This window comes from Streptomyces sp. NPDC001415 (assembly GCF_053597395.1).
Map to the genome: position 1 here is coordinate 23326 of NZ_JBSFIE010000025.1, position 17398 is coordinate 40723.

A 17398-nucleotide genomic window follows, 5' to 3' on the forward strand; every position below is an offset into this window, starting at 1 on the left:
TGACTCGTTTCTGGAGCAGGGGGCGTCAGCAGGCCGACGCGCGCGGGTGGTTCACGGTCATGGCGGGGGAGGGCCGGTCTCAGTCCTTGACGGCGCCGGCGGTCACACCGGCGGCGACGTAGCGCTGGGCGAGGACGAGGATGACCGCGGCGGGCAAGGAGGCCACGACGGCGGTCGCCATGATGGCGTTCCACTCCTGGTTGTTGTTGCCGATGTAGTGGTAGATGCCGAGCGTGATCGGCTCCTGGGCACCGCCGTTGACGAGGGTGCTGGCGAAGATGAAGTCGGACCAGGACCAAAGGAACGCGAACAGGGACACGGTGACGACGGCGTTGCGGCTCATCGGCAGGACGATGGACCGGAAGGTGCGCAGGGCACTCGCTCCGTCCATCTGCGCCGCCTGGAGCAGTTCGCCGGGGATGCCCGACATGAACGCCGTGAAGATCAGGACGCCGAAGGGGACGGCCAGGGTGGAGTCGGCGACGATGAGCCCGGGGACGGACTGGAGCAGGCCGAGCTGGAGGTAGATGGCGTAGAAGCCCATCGCCATGATGATCCCGGGGATCATCTGGGCAGCCAGCAGGACGAAGCTCAGGACACCGCCGCCGCGCGGGCGCAGCTTGGCCAGCGCGTAGCCGGCGGGCGCGGACAGGACCACGGTCAGGACGACGGTGCCCAGGCCGATGCCGAGGCTCGTGCCGAGGTAGGGCAACTGCTCGTCGAGGACGGTGCGGTAGCCGGCCAGGGTGCCATGGAGCGGCAGCAGCTCCGGCGGGCTCTTGCGCATGTCCTGGTCGCGGGTGAGGGAGACGTTGAGCATCCAGTAGACCGGGAAGAGCATGACCGCCGTCAGCGCCAGGCCCACTGCCGTCTTCCACCACGTACGGCGTCGGCTTCGGTTCATGACAGTGCCTGCTTCCGCTGGACCCTCAGGTACACCAGGCCGAAGACCAGGGCGGCGACGACAAGCAGGTTGCCGACGGCGGCTCCGGGGCCGAATGCGGGCAGCATGCTGCCGAATCCGAGCTGGTAGGACCAGGTGGCGAAGGTGGTGGACGAGTCCGCCGGGCCGCCCTTGGTCATGATCCAGATGATGTCGAAGACCTTGAGCGTGTAGACGAGACCCAGGAGCAGGGTGATGGCGGACACCGGGCGCAGCAGCGGGAAGGTGATGCTCCAGAACCGGCGCCAGGCACTCGCCCCGTCGAGCGCCGCGGCCTCGTACAGGCCGGCCGGGATGGACTGCAGGCCGCTGTAGAGCACGACCAGGTTGAACGGGATGCCGATCCAGATGTTCGCGATGATCACCGAGGCCAGCGACCAGGAGGGCGAGGTCAGCCAGTTCACCGGCCCGACGCCGATGGTGTGCAGGACGGCGTTGATGACGCCGGAGTCGCTGTTGAGCATCCACGACCAGGTGGAGGCCGACACGATCAGCGGCAGCAGCCAGGGCACCAGGAACAGGGCCCGCAGGGTGGCCGAGAGCCGGAAGTGCTGGTTGAAGAAGACGGCGAGGGCCAGGCCGAAGGCGTACTGGAAGACCAGGCACAGGGCGGTGAACAGCGCTGTGTGCAGCAGGGCCGGGGCGAACGTCGGGTCGGCGAAGACGGTGCGGTAGTTCTTCAGGCCGGTGAACGGCGCGTCGCCTTGGACGAAGGAGCGGACGGTGTAGTTGCGCAGGCTCAGGTCGAGGTTGCGGTACAGCGGATAGGCGTAGAAGAGGGCGAGGTAGAGGGTCACGGGGGCGAGGAATCCCCAGGCGGCCCACTGAGTGGAGGTGGGCCTGCGGCGCTTCGTTCCGCGAGCCGGGGGCGGGGCGGCGGTGGCCGACGCGTTCCGGACGGGCACGGACCGGTGGGCCGGCGGCTGTGTCGTGTGGTTCATGAACGACCCTTGTTATCGGGCTACTTGACGGCTGACTGGGCCGCGGACAGTGCGTCCTGGGGCGACTTGGACCCGCTGAGTGCGGACTGGACGGCCTTCCACATCTGCTCGGAGATCTTGGGGTACTTGGTGCCCAGGTCCCCGCTGGTGCGGCCCTTGGCCGCCTTGACCGCGTCCACCCACGGCTTCAACTCGGCGTTCGCGGCCACCTGCTTGGCCTGGACCTCGCTGGTGGGAGCGACGTAGGACAGCGTGGTGTCGGTGTTGTAGATGTTGTCGGCGCTGGTCAGACAGGTCGCCAGCTTCTGGGACGTGGCGTAGCGGCCGGTGTCCTTCTGTACCGGGGTGGTCACGAACTCACCGCCGGTCGGGGCGGCGGCGTTGCCTCCGTTCACGCCGGGAACGGGCAGGACGCCGTAGTCGAGGCCGGCCTTCTTGGCGCCCGCGAGCTGCCAGGTGCCGTTCTCGATGAACGCGTAGTCGCCACTGGCGAACTCCTGCCAGCTCGTCGTCTGGGTGTTGTTGAGCACCGAGTTCGGGGCGTAGCCGTTCTTCAGCCAGTCCTTCCACAGGGAGAGGGCGGACACGGCCTGGGGAGAATCGAGTTCGGTCAGCTTGGCGCCGGAGCCCCAGAACCACGGCAGGAACTGGAAGCTGCCCTCCTCCGTACCGATCGCCGAGAACGTGATGCCCTTCTTGCCCGCCTTCTTGGCCTTCTCCAGTGCCGCCGTCAGGGACTTCCAGTCCTTGACCGAGGCGATGTCCACCCCGGCTTCCTTCAGGACCTTCTTGTTGTAGAAGAGGGCGAGCGCGTTGGCGCCGATCGGCGTGCCGTACGTCTTGCCGCCGGACTGGCCGGCCGCGAGCAGGTTGGGGTCCACCTTGGAGGTGTCCACCTTGTTCTCCTCGGTCGTGGTGAGCACACCCGCCTCGGCGAGCGTGGAGACCACCGGGTTGTCGACGACGAGGAGGTCCGGCGAGTTGCCCTGCTGCGCCGCGAGGAGTGCCTTGTTGCCCAGGTCGCTGGTGTCGAACCCGGTCCGCTTGACCTTCACCCCGGCCCTGGCGCCGCACTGGTCGAGCAGCTTGACCCAGGCCGAGCTCTTGTCGAACTGCGGGTACGGGTCCCAGATGGTGTACGTGTCGCCGTCGGCGCCCTTGGCGGTGCCGCTGCCCGAGCCGGAGGAACAGGCGGTGGCGGTGACGGTCACGGCCAGGGCGGTCAGGGCGGCGACGGTCAGACGGCGCCGTCCGGAGAAGCTGTTCATCGAGGTTCCTTTGTTCTGGACATACGGGTGCCGGGGCAGGGGGTGCTGAGGAGAGGCCGGCACGGCGAACGGCACTGCCGTACGGCTCGGGCGCCGGTGGTGTGAGGAGGTGCGCGTGGTCGCGGTCAGGGCGTGGTGTGGAGCCCGGCGCCCGCAGTGGGCGGGATTCCCGCGGGCCCCGTGCTCGCCCGCAGAGAGATCGGCGGCACCAGGAGATGGTGCCGGGGCGGCGCGCCGGGGTGGCCGAGCCGCTCCACGAGCAGGTCGACGGCGCGCCGGCCCATCTCCTTGGCCGGTACGTCCGCCGCGGTGAGCTGCGGGGTCACCGTCTCCGCCCACCGACCGGCCACGACCCCGGTGACGGAGAAGTCGCGCGGAACGTGGCGGCCCGCCTGGGCGAGCCCTCGGTAGAGACCGCCCAGCGCGGCCTCGTTCAGCGTGACCAGGGCCGTGGTGGCCGGGTCGTCGTGCAGGATCCGCTCCAGGCACTCCTGGCCGGACGTGGCATCGTCCCCGCAGCAGTACGTCCGCACGGTCAGGCCGCGCTCGGCGGCGGCCTTGGTGAAGCCGTCGAGACCCCGGTGCGCGGATTCGTATCCGGCTCGCAGCAGTTGCTCGGGCCGGTTGACGAAGGCGACCCTGCGGTGGCCGAGATCCGCCAGGTGGTGGACGCACGCAGCCGCCAGCGCGGTGTGGTCCAGGCCGACCCACCAGCCGCCTTCGGGATCGGAGGTACGGCCGATGGCGACGGAGGGGAAGTCAAGGGCGGCCAGGTGGTCGACCCGGTCGTCCTCCAGCCTGATCTCCATGAGGATCGCCCCGTCGACGCGCCGCTCTCCCAGCAACCGCTGGAACGAGCGGTCGCTGTCCTCGCCGCTCGGTGACAGCAGCACGTCGTAGTCGTATGCCGCGGCGGCCTCCACCACGCTGCCGATGAAGTCCAACTGCATGCCCGTGTAGTGGTTCCCCGCCGGTGGGAACACCAGGCCGATCGTGCTGGTCCGGCCGTTGGCCAGGGCCCGTGCGCTGGCGTTCGGGCGGTATCCCAACTCGTCGATGACCTCCTGGATCTTGCGGCGGGTGTCGTCCGACACCGGGCGTTTGCCGCTCAGTGCGTAGGACACGGTGGAGCGCGAGACACCGGCTCGCCGGGCGATCTCACCGATGTTCACGGCGACTCCTTGCTCGAACCGGTTCGACACCCTCGAAGAGGGAGCGCCCACCGGTCGTCAGGGTGCGGGTCGTGGGAAGAGCGAGCCCGGCTGTCGAACCGGTTCGCATGAAGGAAGTTAGGAACGGCTCCTGCGGCTGTCAATACTTCGCGCACACATTCCCAGCCACGGGAGGCAACAGGGGAAAACCCTGTATCAGGGGTATTGCTGACCGGGTGTCACGGTGCTAACTTCCCGAACCGGTTCGACGAATTGATCAATTGACCGCTCGCGGGCAGCGACGGCCCGACGCAGGGTCCGGCCATGGCAGCACGGAGCGGCCCGCCGCACCAGGAACTCTGGTGCGGCGGGCCGCTCGGTGGTCTCAGCTCTGCCGCAGAGGGGTGAGGACGAACGTGAAGTCCCCCGGGGCGAGTTCGAGCCTGTACTGAGGCAGGACACCGGGTCCCACCGCGGCCGTGCCGAGGCCCTGGACGGCATGGTCGGTGTGGAGGTGGATCACCGGGCCCGGCACGAGATCGGTGTGGTGCCGGGCGGCGTCGAGCTGTCGGTCGGTCCAGCGGCGCGCGGCGAAATGGAACGGCTCCTCGCCGCGACGCGCAGTCCGTTCCCGGCTTGGTCGGTGAAGGTGGCCCAGCGGATGTCCGCTCGGTTGCCGTTCTCCTGGGGGCGCACATAGGGCGTCTGCAGTTCGTCCACGGTCGCGCGGAAACGTCCGACGCGTACGGCCTGACGCGAGTCGGGGTAGGCCTCGCCCGGGCCCGTGCCGACCCGGATCCGGACGCGCTCGCTGCCGGTGGCCAGGTACGCCTCGTAGAGTTGCGGGTCCTCCGCGCTCCAGGGCCGTACCGCGGCGAAGGCGAACTCGGCCGTGGCCGGCCGGTCGTGGATCCCGAGGGCCGGGATGTCAATCCGCACCGGCGCGTCCGCATCGGCTTCCACTCGGAGCCGGCCCTCGCCGGTGTCCGCGTCGTAGTCGGCGTGTACGAAGACGTCCCGGATGCCGCCCGCGGGGAGGGCCAGCAGGGACACGTCGCGGAAGATGCCCGACAGGCGCCAGGTGTCCTGGTCCTCCAGGTAGGTGCCCGCGGAGAACTGGTGCACCCGGACCGCCAGCACGTTGCGGCCGGGCCGCAGCAGCTCGGTCACATCGAATTCGGCGGGCAGGCGGCTGCCGTAAGTGACGCCCAGATCAAGGCCGTTGAGCCAGATCCGGGCGCAGGAGTCCACGCCCTCGAAGCGCAGCACGGCCGGCGTGCCCGCCCAGGTGGCGGGCAGGTCGAAGACTCGGCGGTAGTCCCCGGTCTCGTTCTCGTCCGGGACGAAGGGCGGGTCGACCGGTATCGGGTAGGCGATGTTGACGTAGATGGGCCGTCCGTAGCCGTGCAGTTGCCAGTGCGAGGGGACGCTCAGGGCGTCCCAGGAGGCGTCGTCGAAGTCCGGGGCTTCGAATCCGTCCGGTTCCGGGCGCAGGGTGGGCGAGAACCGGAACGCCCAGTCCCCGTTGAGGTCGATTCTGGGGGCGTCGGAGACCAGGGCCGCACGCGGCGCGGCTCTGGCGTGGCCGGGTGCGTAGTCCTCGAAGTACCGTGCGGACATGCGGAATCCTCCGGCGGTCGTAGGTGATGCGCGCGACCGTACTATCGAAGGTGCCTTGCGGGAAGCGCCGCATGAGGGGCCGACCGTCGACCACCTCGACCACTGACTGACCAGCCCCAAGGGCCTGGTTTCTCAGACACGGGCTCTCAGGGGACGCGGGCGGCGCGCACCGCTCGCGGGCCCGTCCCGAACTCGCGACGGCAGGCCTTGTTGAAGGCCTGTAGGTCGGCGATGCCCACCGCCGCGGCGATGGAGGGGATGGAGAGGGTCGAGGACTGGAGCAAATGGCGGGCGCGCTCCAGCCTTCGACGCCGGACGTAGGCGATGACGGTGAGGCCCGTCTCCGCCCGGAACAGACGTGTCAGGTGCGTGTGCGAGACACGGGCGGCCCGCGCGATGACGGGCACGGGCAGTGGCTCGGCGAGATGCTCCTCGATGTAGGCCCGGGCGGAGGTCACGACGGGGTGCCGGCGCCCGGGTTCGTCGGAACCGGCCAGCAGGGCGGCGCGCCACAGAACCGTCCACACCTCGGCGGACGCGCGCGCGGCGGACACGGGCAGCGCGGCGACCGCGTGTCTCAACAGGCCCGCCATGAGCGGCCCTTCGGGCCCGGCGTCCTGCATCAGGGGTACGGAGCGGCGGGGGCCGGCGGAGGGGAGACGGAGATGGGCATACAGGTGTTCAGACCTGCCCCGGTAGTGGAAGTGCACCTCGGTGTCCGGTGGGATCAGGCTGACACATCCGGGCCGGATGGGGTGGACGGTGCCCTCGACGGACAGCCGCCCCACATAGCTGTACAGGTGCAGTTGCCACAGGTCGGGCAACCGGAAGATCTCGTGCGCGGTGGACGTCCCGTGCACAGCCACGCCGGCGTTCACCACCTCGGGCGGGCGATCCAGACACAGGGACACGCTTTCCATGGTGGTGAAAATCTACCAGTGACCGACGATTACATCCCACGCCCGTGACGGGTTCGCGTCCTAGCTTTGTCGCATGCCCACCACTAAAGAGCTGCTCACCTCGGTTCAGGTGGCACGCTTCGTCGCGCAGGGGTTTCTGCGCCTGGACGCGGTCGTGCCGCAGGAGTTGAACGAACAGGCCATTGCCACCCTGTCCTCGGGGATACCCGAAGTCCCTTACGGAACACCGCTGTTGAAGGCTTTCCCCGAGGACACCTTCATTGCGCGCATGCTCGCCCTGCCCGCCGTGGCCGGTGCGGTGGAGAGCCTGGTCGGGCCGGACCCGACGGTCGACCACCACGCGGTGCACGTCCGTCAGCCGCACGAGGGCAGCGCGCAGAACCTTCACGCGGACGCGATCATCGACGTCCGCCCGGACGCCTTCGACATCCAGCTCATGTACTACCCCCATGACGTGACTCCGGACATGGGCGGAACCCTCAGCGTGCCGGGGAGTCACCTGCGCCGCATCAACGAGACCGACATCGGACGCGTGCAGAACCTGCGAGGGCAGACCCGGCTGACCTGCCCCGCCGGAACCATCGTTCTGGTCCACCACGGAATCTGGCACGGCGGCCGGCGCAACGACACCGCACGGCAGCGGTACATGTACAAGATCCGCCTCAACCCGACCGTGCCACAGGTCAGGCTCTGGGACACCTCCGACCTGGACGATCCAGCCGTGACGGCCGAACTCAGTACCACCTTCCCGTGGTACGAGTGGGCCACCGGGCGCCTGGAGATCTACAACCGGGCACTGCTGTGGCGCGCGCTGACCGGGGACGACACGTTCGACATCGAGTACTGGATCACCCGTGCCAACAACCGGCCGGCCCTGCGGGGGAACGTATGAAGCAGCAAGTCCTCGTGCTGTACCTCGCCACGTCGGCGCTCGACTCGCACGTCGTCGGCTGGTCCCGCTACGACGGCACGGGCAGGACCCGTGCGACTACCGGGGACGGCGACGAGGCGCCCTACGAGACGGGCCTCGCCGCCCTGGAGGACGGCTGGCGCCTGTTCCAGGCCTCCCAACTGCTTCCGCCCCACCCGGGCCATGAGTACGACACGTCCTTCCTCAAGCACGAGTTCTTCTTCGAGAAGCTGTAGCCCGTCAGCGAGGACGCGACGTCGTGCGGCGCGGGCGGTGCTCACCCGCGCCGGGTACGGCGTTGAACCAGCGTCACTTCTGCCGGGCGGGAGTCCCGCCGAGGGCGGTGAGCGCCGCGTAGTACGCCGACTTCTTGTTGCCGCCGCCGTCGAAGAGCAGGGGATTCTCTCCGGGGCGCCAGGAGTCCGTGTCCCGGATTCCCCATACGGTGATGCCGGCGCAGCGTGGGACGTTCATGCAGGCCCTGACCGTGTTGGCGTATGCGTTCGGCGGTGCCTGGGCTATGTCCAGTTCGGTGATCTGTACGTCGACGCCGAGGGCGGCGAAGTTCGCCAGGGTGGTGCCGAAACTCGCGGGCGGCCCGCCGGCGCCGAAGTGGGCCTGGAAGCCGACGCAGTCGATGGGTACGCCCCGCGCCTTGAAGTCGCGGACCATGCGGTAGACGCCCTGGGTCTTGGCGCTGTTCCAGTCCTCGATGCTGTAGTCGTTGTAGCAGAGCTTGGCCGCCGGGTCGGCCGTGCGGGCCGTCCTGAAGGCCGTCTCGATGAAGCCGTTGCCCAGGACGTTCTGGAAGACGGAGGAACGGTGCTGTCCGCTGCCGCCGTCCGCGAAGGCCTCGTTCACCACGTCCCAGGAGTGGATCTTGCCTTTGAAGTGGGCCATCTCCCCGGTGATGTGGTTGTTCATCACGCCGCGCAGGGTGTTGGCGTCGGTGATGCGGCCGACCCAGCCGGGCAGTTGGGAGTGCCATACGAGGGTGTGGCCACGGACCTTCTGCCCATGGGCCAGGGCATGGTTGACGATCTGGTCGGCGGGGCCGAAGTTGAACGATCCCCGGGACGGTTCCGTGGTGTCCCACTTCATCTCGTTCTCCGGCGTGATCCTGTTGAACTCGCGGTCCAGGACCGTCGCGTACGTACGGTCGTTGAGCTTGAAGGCCGCGACGGCGGTCCCGAAGTACCGGCCGGACTGGGCGGCTTGGGCGCCCAGGGTGGTGGCTCGGGCGGCAGGGGGAGCGGCGGTCGCCGTGCCGACCGACACCAGGGTGGCGGTGGCCAGTAGTCCCAGCAGACAGGCGCGGCGTGAGCGGGCTCGGTGGGGGTGCTGCATGGTTCTCCTTCGACGGTCTTGTGCGGGTGCGGGTGCGGGTGTGTCGGGGGCGGGGCAGGAAGACCGTGCCCCCAGCGGTTCGAGAGGGGCGTCAGGCCGTCGCGCAGGGCGTGCCGTTGAGGCTGAACACGGTGGGAAGCGAGGTGTTGCCCGTGTGGGTGGCCTGGAAGCCGAACGAGGCGGAGGCGCCGGGGGCCAGCGTGCCGTTGTAGCTGAGGCTGGTGGCGGCGATCTGGCCGGTGGTCGGGGTGAGGGAGGCGTTCCAACTGCCGGTCACGGTCTGGCCGGCGGGCAGGGTGAACGCCAGGGACCAGCCATTGATCGTGGACGGGCCGGTGTTGGTGAGGGTGAGGTCCTCCGTCAGACCCGTGTTCCAGGCGTTGACCGCGCCGGTCACCTTGCACGAGGCGCCGCCCGGGGCGGTCGGGGTGGGGGAGGGCGAGGGGCCGGTGCCGGCGCCGAGGGCCGTGGCGGATGAGGTGTAGGCGGGCTTCGGCCGATAGTTGGCGTCGTACATGGTGGCCGCGCCGTAGCCGGGGAAGGTGCCCGGGATCCAGGAGTCCGCGTCACCGACGCCCCACTGGGTGATGCCCACACAGCCGGTGACGGCCAGACAGGTGTTGACCACGCCGGCGTAGTCGCTCGCCTGCTGGGCGAGACTGGCGGTGGTGGCGGGGAGCTGGACGCGGTCGTCGAGCTCGGTGATCGCGACGTTGACGCCGAGCGCGGTGAATCGCTGGAGGTTGGCCTTGAAGGTCGAGGGGAGCTGGCCGGCGATGAAGTGGGCCTGGAAGCCGACGCCGTCCAGCGGGACGCCCTGGCTCTTGAGCGACTTCACCAGGTTGTACATGGCGTCGCTCTTCGGGTTGAGACCCTCGATGTTGTAGTCGTTCAGGTACAGCTTGACGTTCGGGTCGGCGGCGCGCGCGGTGCGCAGCGCGTCGGCGACGAAGCCGGAGCCCATGGCGTTGTAGAAGGCGTCGGCGCGGAAGCTGCCGTCCTCGTTGAAGGGCTCGTTCACCACGTCCCAGGCGTAGAGCTTCCCCTTGTAATGGGTGGCCTCGGTGGTGATGTGGTTCTCCATCGCGGCCTTCACCTGTGCGGCGGGCAGACCGCTCACCCAGGACGGCAGCTGGTTGTGCCAGACCAGGGTGTGGCCGCGCAGCCTCATCGAGTTGGCCTGGGCGAAGGAGACGATCCTGTCGGCGGGGGCGAAGTTGAAGCTGCCCCTCGACGGCTCGGTGGTGTCCCACTTCATCTCGTTGCCGGGGGTGAGCATGCCGAACTGGCTGCCGGCGATGGCGGTGAGCGCGGAGTTGTTGAGGTCGCTCTGGGTGATGGCGGTACCGAAGTAGATGCCCTTCGCCTCGGCGAGCGAGCGCAGGGTGGTGCCCGCCGCGCCGGCCTGGCTGGTGGGCAGCAGGGTGGCGGCGGCCAGGGCGGCGACTGCGGTGAATGCGGCGGCGCCGAAGGCGCGACCGGCATGTCTGGGACGGGGGAGGCGGGGCGTCCGGACTGACACCGGCGGGGTCCTTTCTCTGTGAGGGAAGAGACGGACGTGCGGTGGTGCGTGGAACGCGGACCGTACGGAGAGGCCGAGTGGCTGTGCAGACAGATAGTCGAAAGTTTCGGTCTCTCCACCGATTCAGTCGGTGACCCTAGGGCCGAGGTGATGCTCCGTCAACCGCTCGGGACGGTGTTTGTGGCGGGGCGGTGCTGCTGCGCTCGACCAGGCTGGTGGCCAGGTCCACCCGCAGAGTGCCGGGCCGGGCGCCTCGGGCGAGGTCGATCACCATGCGGGCGGCGACCTCGGCCATCTCGGTCAGCGGCTGGCGGACGGTGGTCAGCGGCGGCCCGACCCAACGGGCGAGCGGCAGGTCGTCGAAGCCGACCACGCTGAGGTCCTCGGGAATGCGCAACCCCAGTTCGCGGGCGGCCTCGTAGAGCCCGAGGGCCTGGAGGTCGTTCCCGGCGAACACCGCGGTCGGCCGGTCGGGCAGGCCAAGGAGTTCAAGACCGACCCGGCGGCCGTCCTCGTGGTGGAAGTCGCCGTCGCGGACCAGCTCCGGGTCGAAGGCGATGCCCGCCATGTCGAGGGCCGCCCGGTAGCCGTCGGCCCGGGCCCGGCTGCACATCATGCGGCGCGGCCCGCCGATCAGGCCGATCCGGCGGTGGCCGAGGTCGAGCAGATGCCGGGTGGCGGCGAGCCCGCCGTCCCAGTTGGTGGTGCCGACGGCGGGCACCCCCTGGCCGGGGTCGCCGGCAGGGTCCATCACCACGAACGGGATGTCGCGTCCGGCCAGTTGTTCCTGCTGGGAGCGGTCCAGGCCGGACAGGACCAGGAGTACGCCGGTGGGGCGGCGGGCGAGCACGCCGTCCACCCAGGACTGGCCGGGGGTGAGCCGGCCGGAGGACTCCGAGAGGACGATGCTCAGCCCCTCCTCGCGCGCCACGTTCTCGACGCCCCGGATCACCTCCATCGCCCAGACGCTCTCCAGCTCGTGGAAGACCAGTTCAAGGAGCGGGCTGGTCTGGGTGCCGCGCCGGCGCCGGTAGCCGTGTCGGCGCAGCAGCTCCTCGACCCGCTCCCGGGTGGCCTGGGCGACGTCGGCTCGGCCGTTGAGGACTTTCGAAACAGTCGGGGCCGAGACCCCCGCCTCCCGTGCGATCTCGGCGAGCGTCGCGGCTCTGGTCACGAACTCCTCCTGCACTGCCCTGCTGGGCAACTCCGTGGTGTGGGTGGCCGACGGCACGGATGCTAGCCGGTCGGCCGGGTCCGATCGGATCCCGTCGAAACTCTTGACGGGATCCGAGGGTAGTCCTAGTTTTCCCACAACATTCGCCAAATTAATCGAAACATTCGAACGATAGGCAGGGTATGGGATCGAGATTCGCCGCGATGGCCGCGGCCACCGCACTCGTCCTGGGCATGACCGCGGCGTGCGGATCGGGCGGCGCCTCCTCCGATGCGCGCTCCGGGACGATCCACGTCATGGTCTACGGCGACGCCACCAACAAGGTCGAGAAGCAGATCGCCGACACCTTCAACAAGACCTCCAAGGTCAAGGTGGTGCTCGACACCGTCCCCGGCGCGGACTACCAGCAGAAGCTGCAGACCGTCATCAACACCCCGCAGGCCCCGGACGTCTTCTTCAACTGGGGCGGCGGCTCCATCAAGCCGTTCGTCAAGGGCGGCCTGCTGCTCCCGCTCGACGACTTCATAGCCAAGGACCCCGGCCTGAAGGGCAACTTCCTGCCGACGGTGTTCAACTCGGCTGTCGTGGACGGAAAACCGTACGGCATCCCGATGCGCGGCACCCAGCCGGTGCTGCTGTTCCACAACAAGAAAGTGCTGGCCGACGCCGGCCTGACCCCGCCGCGGACCTGGGAGGAACTGGTCGCCGCCACCAAGACGCTGAAGGCCAAGGGCAAAACCCCGATCGCGCTCGGCGGCGCCGACCAGTGGCCCACCCTGATGTGGTTCGAGTACCTCTACGACCGGATCGCCGGGCCCGGCCTGTTCCAGCGGGCGGTGAACGGCGACAAGGGGGCCTGGGCGAGCGAGGACAGCCGCAAGGCACTCGCCACCCTCAAGGAACTGGCCGACTCCGGGGCGTTCGGCGGCAACTTCGACTCCGTCAAGTTCACCGACGGCGGTTCCCCGGCGCTGGTGGCCAAGGGCAAGGCCGCTTTCGAGCTGATGGGCTCCTGGTACTACTCCACCCAACAGGACGCCAATCCGGACTTCGCCAAGTCGGACCTCGGCTACACCGGCTTTCCCACGGTGAGCGGAGGCAAGGGCGACCCGGCCGACGTGGTCGGCAACCCCAACAACTTCTACTCGGTGCTGAAGAAGACCAAGCACCCGGAGGCCGCCGCCGCGTTCCTGAAACTCATGTACTCCGAGGAGTTCGTCAAGGCCCAGCTCGCCCTGGGCAACCTGCCGACCACCGTCAACACCCCGGACTTCCTGGGCTCCTCGGCCAGCCCCGAGTACTCCAAGTACCAGTACGACCTGGTCAAGGCGGCCCCCTCGTTCCAGCTCTCCTGGGACCAGGCGTACCCGCAGAGCGCGTCCACCCGGCTGCACACCGCCATCCAGCAGTTCTTCGACGGCAAGCTCGACGCCGACGGCTTCATCAAGGCCATGCAGGCCTTGCCCGCCTCATGACGCGGGCCCCGAGGTCCGGCACGGGCGTGACCCGCCCGGGCTTCGCCTGGGCGGCGCCCGCCGCGGTGTTCTTCCTGCTGTTCGCGATCGCGCCGCTGGTCATGGTCGCCGTGCTCTCCTTCACCAGCTGGGACGGCATCACCGAGCCCCGCTTCAACGGCCTGGACAACTGGGCCGCGCTGATCCACGACCCGGTGATGGCCCAGTCGGTCTGGACCACCCTGCTGCTCACTGCCCTCGGCGTGGTCACACAGACGCCGGTCAGCATCCTGCTCGGCGTCTGGGCCGCCGGACACCAGCGCAACCGGGCCGTCCTTTCGGCGATCTACTTCGTACCGCTGCTCCTGTCGGCGACCGCCGTGTCCGTGGTGTGGCGGGCCGTCCTGGACCCCAACTTCGGCGTCCCCTCCCAACTCACCTGGCTGTTCGGCGACGGCAACCTGCTCGGCAGCCGCGGTGGCGCGCTCGCGGTGCTCACCTTCGTGGGGGTGTGGCAGTTCACCCCGCTGCACGCACTGATCTACCAGGGCGGCGCCCGGGCCATCCCCCAGGTGCTCTACCAGGCCGCCGCGGTCGACGGGGCGGGCACCGTCCGGCAGTTCTTCCACATCACCCTGCCGCAACTGCGCAACACCATCATCACCTCGATGGTGCTGATGGTGGTCGGCGGACTCACCACCTTCGACACGGTCCTCATCCTCACCCAGGGCGGCCCCGGCACCGACACCACCGTCAGCGCCTTCTACATGTACCAAAAGGGCTTCAAGAGCTACGACTTCGGTGCCGCATCGGCCATCGCCCTGGTCCTGGTGGTCGTCGCCACCCTGATCTCGCTGGCCGTGGTCAAGTTCTCCGGCTACGACCGGATGCGCGGCACGGCGGAGGGCCTGTGATGCGCGGCCGCCCCAACTACCTCGCCGGCTTCGGCTCGTTGATCTGGCTGCTGCTCGTCGGCCTGCCGCTGTACGTGCTGCTGCTCGCCACCCTGCGCACCCGCGCCGACTACTCCACCGAGGGCCCGCTCAGCCTGCCCGCACAGTGGACCCTGCGGAACTACCTCACCGACCTGTCCAACGGCTTCGGCCGGGACTTCCTCAACACCCTGACCGTCACCGCCAGCGTGGTCGCCCTCGTGCTGCTGGTCGTCCCGCCGCTCGCGTACGCCATCGTCCGGGCCCGGGGCCGCGCCACCGGCTGGGTGTTCCGGCTGTTCCTGCTCGGCCTGGCGATCCCCGCCCAGGCGGTGATCGTGCCGATGTTCTACCTGATCAGCAAGGCGGGCCTCTACGACCACCTGATCGGTGTCATCCTGCCGACCGCCGCTTTCTGCCTCCCGGTCTGCACCCTGATCCTCACCGGCGCGATGCGCGACATCAGCCCCGAGCTGTACGAGGCGATGGCGATGGACGGCGCCTCCCCGGGCCGCGTCTTCCGGCAACTGGTGCTGCCGCTGTCCAAGGGCGGCCTGTCCTCCATCGTGGTCTTCGCCGCCCTCCAGGCGTGGAACGGCTTCCTGTTCCCGCTCATCCTCACCCAGTCCGACTCCACCAAGGTCATCACGCTCGGCCTGTACGAGTTCCAGACCGAACACGGCGTCGACGTACCCGGACTGCTCAGCGCCGTGGTGCTGTCCATGCTCCCCATCCTTGTCGTTTACTTGTTCGCCCGCCGCGCCCTGGTCCAGGGCCTGATGGGCGTGGGAGGAAAATGAGCGCCACCCCACCCCCCGCCCCGGACGGCGCTCCCGCCTGGCGGGACACCACGCTCACCCCGGAGGCCCGGGCCGACGCCCTGGTCGCGGCCATGACCTTGCGGGAGAAGACCGCACAGCTGGTCGGCGTCTGGGTCGGCGCCAGCGACGTGGGCGGTGAAGTCGCCCCGCACCAGCACGAGATGGACGATCCGCCCAACCTCGACACCCTGCTGCCGTACGGGCTGGGCCAGCTGACCCGTCCCTTCGGCACCGCACCGGTCGACCCGGCGCTCGGTGCCCTCTCGCTGATGCGCACCCAGCGCCGGATCGCCGACGCCAATCGTTTCGGCATCCCCGCCCTGGCCCACGAGGAGTGCCTGGCCGGCTTCGCCGCCTGGGGCGCCACCGCCTACCCCGTGCCGCTGTCCTGGGGCGCCGCCTTCAACCCGGCACTGGTACGGCGGATGGCCGCCGCGATCGGCCGCGACCTGCGGGCCGTCGGCGTGCACCAGGGCCTCGCCCCGGTCCTCGACGTGGTGCGCGACGCACGCTGGGGACGGGTCGAGGAGACCATCGGAGAGGACCCGTACCTGGTCGGCACCATCGCCACGGCCTATGTCCAGGGCCTGGAGTCGGCCGGGGTCGTCGCCACCCTCAAGCACTTCGCCGGGTACTCCGCCTCCCGCGCCGGACGCAACCTCGCCCCCGTCTCCATGGGCCCGCGCGAACGCGCCGACGTCATCCTGCCGCCGTTCGAGATGGCCGTCCGAGAAGGCCGCCCCCGCTCGGTCATGCACGCCTACACCGACACGGACGGCATCCCCGGAGCCGCCGACGAGAGCCTGCTCACCGGACTGCTCCGGGACACCTGGGGCTTCACCGGAACGGTGGTCGCCGACTACTTCGGCATCGCCTTCCTCAAAACCCTGCACGGCGTCGCCGAGGACTGGCCGGAGGCCGCGGCCCTGGCCCTCACCAGCGGCGTCGACACCGAACTGCCGACCGTGAAGACGTACGGGCAGCCCCTGCTCGACGCCGTCGCCACCGGCCTCGTCCCGGAGTGGCTGATCGACCGGGCGCTGCACCGGGTGCTCGTCCAGAAGGCCCAGCTCGGCCTGCTCGACCCGGACTGGGACCCCGTGCCCGACGTCCTCGTCGACACCGACCGGAGCGAACCCGAGGCGCTGCGCGGCACGGTCGATCTCGACCGGCCCGCCAACCGGGCCCTCGCCGCCGAGCTCGCGGAGCAGGCCGTGGTACTGCTGCGCAACGACGGACTGCTGCCGCTGCGCGACCCCGCCAGGATCGCGTTGATCGGTCCCAACGCCGACGAGCCCACCGCCGTCCTCGGCTGCTACGCCTTCCCGGTGCACGTGGGCGGCCAGCATCCGAAGGTGCCGCTCGGCATCGAACTCCCCACCCTGAGCCAGGCGCTGCGGGCCGAGTTCACGGGGAGCGAGGTGCGGACGGTGCGCGGGGTGTCCGTCGACGGCGAGGACGCCACCGGCATACCGGAAGCGGTCCGCGCCGCCCGGCAGGCCGACGTGGTGGTGCTGGCCCTCGGTGACCGGGCCGGCCTGTTCGGCCGAGGCACCAGCGGTGAGGGATGCGATGCCGAATCGCTCGAACTCCCGGGAATTCAGGGCGAGTTGATGGACGCGTTGCTGGACTGCGGCACTCCGCTCGTGGTCACCCTGCTGGCCGGGCGGCCGTACGCGCTGGGGCGCGCCGTGAGCGAGGCCGCGGCGATCGTCCAGTGCTTCTTCCCCGGCGAGGCGGGCACACAGGCCGTGGCGGGCGTGCTGAGCGGACGGGTCAACCCGTCCGGGCGGCTGCCGGTCAGCATCCCCGCGCACCCCGGCGTCCAGCCGTCGACCTACCTTGCCGCGCGGCTCGCCCAGGCGAGCGGTGTCTCCAACACCGACCCGACACCCGCCTACGGATTCGGACACGGGCTCGGCTACAGCGAGTTCACCTGGTCGGGCCTGGCGGTCGAGACCGACGAGACCGGCACCGACGGCGAGTTCCGGCTCGCCTTCGACCTGCGCAACGACGGCGGCCGGGCGGGCAGCGAGGTCGTACAGCTGTACCTGCACGACCCGGTGGCGAGCGTGGTGCAGCCGGTGCAGCGGCTCATCGGCTACCGGCGGATCGAGCTGTCCGAGGGCGCCGGGTGCCGCGTCGAGCTGGTACTCCCCGCCGACCTGGCCTCCTTCACCGGCCGCGGGGGCCACCGGATCGTCGAACCGGGCGCGCTGGAACTGCGGATCGCCGCCTCCAGCACCGATGCCCGCTTCACCGTGCCGCTGCGCCTGACCGGCCCGGTCCGCCCGCTCGACCACACCCGCCGCCTCCACCCGACCATCACCGAACGGGCCCTGCCTACGCCCAAATCCCTTGGAGCGCCTGTGAGTTGAGGAACGTGGCCCGGGTT

Annotated in this window: 14 protein-coding genes and 2 pseudogenes; 6 read left to right on the forward strand and 10 right to left on the reverse strand. The window is 69.7% G+C overall.

Going from position 1 to position 17398, the window contains the following annotated elements; translation table 11 throughout:
- Window positions 1-79: 79 nt before the first annotated feature.
- From ACWC2B_RS27405 to ACWC2B_RS27435, 7 genes and pseudogenes are all read right to left on the reverse strand, one after another.
- Window positions 80-904, reverse strand: a complete 825-nt coding sequence (locus tag ACWC2B_RS27405; protein WP_450721082.1) for a carbohydrate ABC transporter permease — start codon at window positions 902-904, stop codon at window positions 80-82.
- Window positions 901-1884, reverse strand: coding sequence for a carbohydrate ABC transporter permease (locus tag ACWC2B_RS27410; RefSeq protein ID WP_450721084.1), 984 nt, complete (start codon window positions 1882-1884; stop codon window positions 901-903). Before ACWC2B_RS27410 ends, ACWC2B_RS27405 begins: the two co-directional genes overlap by 4 nt.
- A gap of 20 nt (window positions 1885-1904) precedes the next feature.
- Complete coding sequence (locus ACWC2B_RS27415; protein WP_450721086.1) at window positions 1905-3152, reverse strand: sugar ABC transporter substrate-binding protein; 1248 nt, start codon at window positions 3150-3152, stop codon at window positions 1905-1907.
- Between the two features lie 125 nt (window positions 3153-3277).
- Complete coding sequence (locus ACWC2B_RS27420) at window positions 3278-4324, reverse strand: LacI family DNA-binding transcriptional regulator (protein WP_450721088.1); 1047 nt, start codon at window positions 4322-4324, stop codon at window positions 3278-3280.
- A 364-nt stretch (window positions 4325-4688) separates the two neighbouring features.
- Window positions 4689-4961 (reverse strand): beta-galactosidase small subunit-related protein, encoded by a 273-nt coding sequence (locus tag ACWC2B_RS27425; protein WP_450721244.1) that lies wholly within the window; start codon window positions 4959-4961, stop codon window positions 4689-4691.
- A pseudogene (locus ACWC2B_RS27430) lies at window positions 4937-5923 on the reverse strand (sugar-binding domain-containing protein); the annotation flags it as partial. The gene ACWC2B_RS27425 and the pseudogene ACWC2B_RS27430, both read right to left, overlap by 25 nt.
- 146 nt (window positions 5924-6069) lie before the next feature.
- Window positions 6070-6843, reverse strand: a complete 774-nt coding sequence (locus ACWC2B_RS27435; protein WP_450721090.1) for a helix-turn-helix domain-containing protein — start codon at window positions 6841-6843, stop codon at window positions 6070-6072.
- Window positions 6844-6916: 73 nt separating this feature from the next.
- Here ACWC2B_RS27435 and ACWC2B_RS27440 point away from each other — a divergent pair, with 73 nt between their 5' ends.
- Both ACWC2B_RS27440 and ACWC2B_RS27445 read left to right on the forward strand, forming a co-directional pair.
- A complete protein-coding gene (locus tag ACWC2B_RS27440) occupies window positions 6917-7735 on the forward strand; it encodes a phytanoyl-CoA dioxygenase family protein (RefSeq protein ID WP_450721092.1) in 819 nt (272 codons plus the stop codon).
- On the forward strand, window positions 7732-7989 hold the full coding sequence (locus tag ACWC2B_RS27445; protein WP_450721094.1) for a hypothetical protein: 258 nt from the start codon (window positions 7732-7734) through the stop codon (window positions 7987-7989). Before ACWC2B_RS27440 ends, ACWC2B_RS27445 begins: the two co-directional genes overlap by 4 nt.
- 85 nt (window positions 7990-8074) lie before the next feature.
- Here ACWC2B_RS27445 and ACWC2B_RS27450 read toward each other — a convergent pair.
- The 3 genes and pseudogenes from ACWC2B_RS27450 to ACWC2B_RS27460 all read right to left on the reverse strand — a co-directional run.
- Window positions 8075-9100: pseudogene (locus ACWC2B_RS27450) on the reverse strand (endo-1,4-beta-xylanase); the annotation flags it as partial.
- 91 nt (window positions 9101-9191) lie between these two features.
- A complete protein-coding gene (locus ACWC2B_RS27455) occupies window positions 9192-10622 on the reverse strand; it encodes an endo-1,4-beta-xylanase (RefSeq protein ID WP_450721096.1) in 1431 nt (476 codons plus the stop codon).
- A 136-nt stretch (window positions 10623-10758) separates the two neighbouring features.
- The gene (locus ACWC2B_RS27460; RefSeq protein ID WP_450721098.1) at window positions 10759-11796 is read right to left on the reverse strand and encodes a LacI family DNA-binding transcriptional regulator; all 1038 of its coding nucleotides are present in this window, start codon (window positions 11794-11796) and stop codon (window positions 10759-10761) included.
- A 182-nt stretch (window positions 11797-11978) separates the two neighbouring features.
- Between ACWC2B_RS27460 and ACWC2B_RS27465 the strand changes: the two genes are divergently transcribed.
- The 4 genes from ACWC2B_RS27465 to ACWC2B_RS27480 are packed head-to-tail and all read left to right on the forward strand — an operon-like array spanning window position 11979 to window position 17381.
- Window positions 11979-13271 carry an ABC transporter substrate-binding protein gene (locus ACWC2B_RS27465; RefSeq protein ID WP_450721100.1) on the forward strand — a complete coding sequence of 431 codons (1293 nt, stop codon included), beginning with the start codon at window positions 11979-11981 and terminating at the stop codon, window positions 13269-13271.
- Window positions 13268-14164: a carbohydrate ABC transporter permease gene (locus tag ACWC2B_RS27470; RefSeq protein ID WP_450721102.1), complete on the forward strand. Its 897-nt coding sequence runs from the start codon at window positions 13268-13270 to the stop codon at window positions 14162-14164. The genes ACWC2B_RS27465 and ACWC2B_RS27470 overlap by 4 nt, the downstream gene beginning before the upstream one ends.
- Entirely contained in the window at window positions 14164-14982 is an 819-nt protein-coding gene (locus tag ACWC2B_RS27475; protein WP_450721104.1) for a carbohydrate ABC transporter permease, read from the forward strand. The genes ACWC2B_RS27470 and ACWC2B_RS27475 overlap by 1 nt, the downstream gene beginning before the upstream one ends.
- The gene (locus ACWC2B_RS27480) at window positions 14979-17381 is read left to right on the forward strand and encodes a beta-xylosidase/alpha-l-arabinosidase (RefSeq protein WP_450721106.1); all 2403 of its coding nucleotides are present in this window, start codon (window positions 14979-14981) and stop codon (window positions 17379-17381) included. Before ACWC2B_RS27475 ends, ACWC2B_RS27480 begins: the two co-directional genes overlap by 4 nt.
- The last annotated feature ends 17 nt before the right edge of the window (window positions 17382-17398 follow it).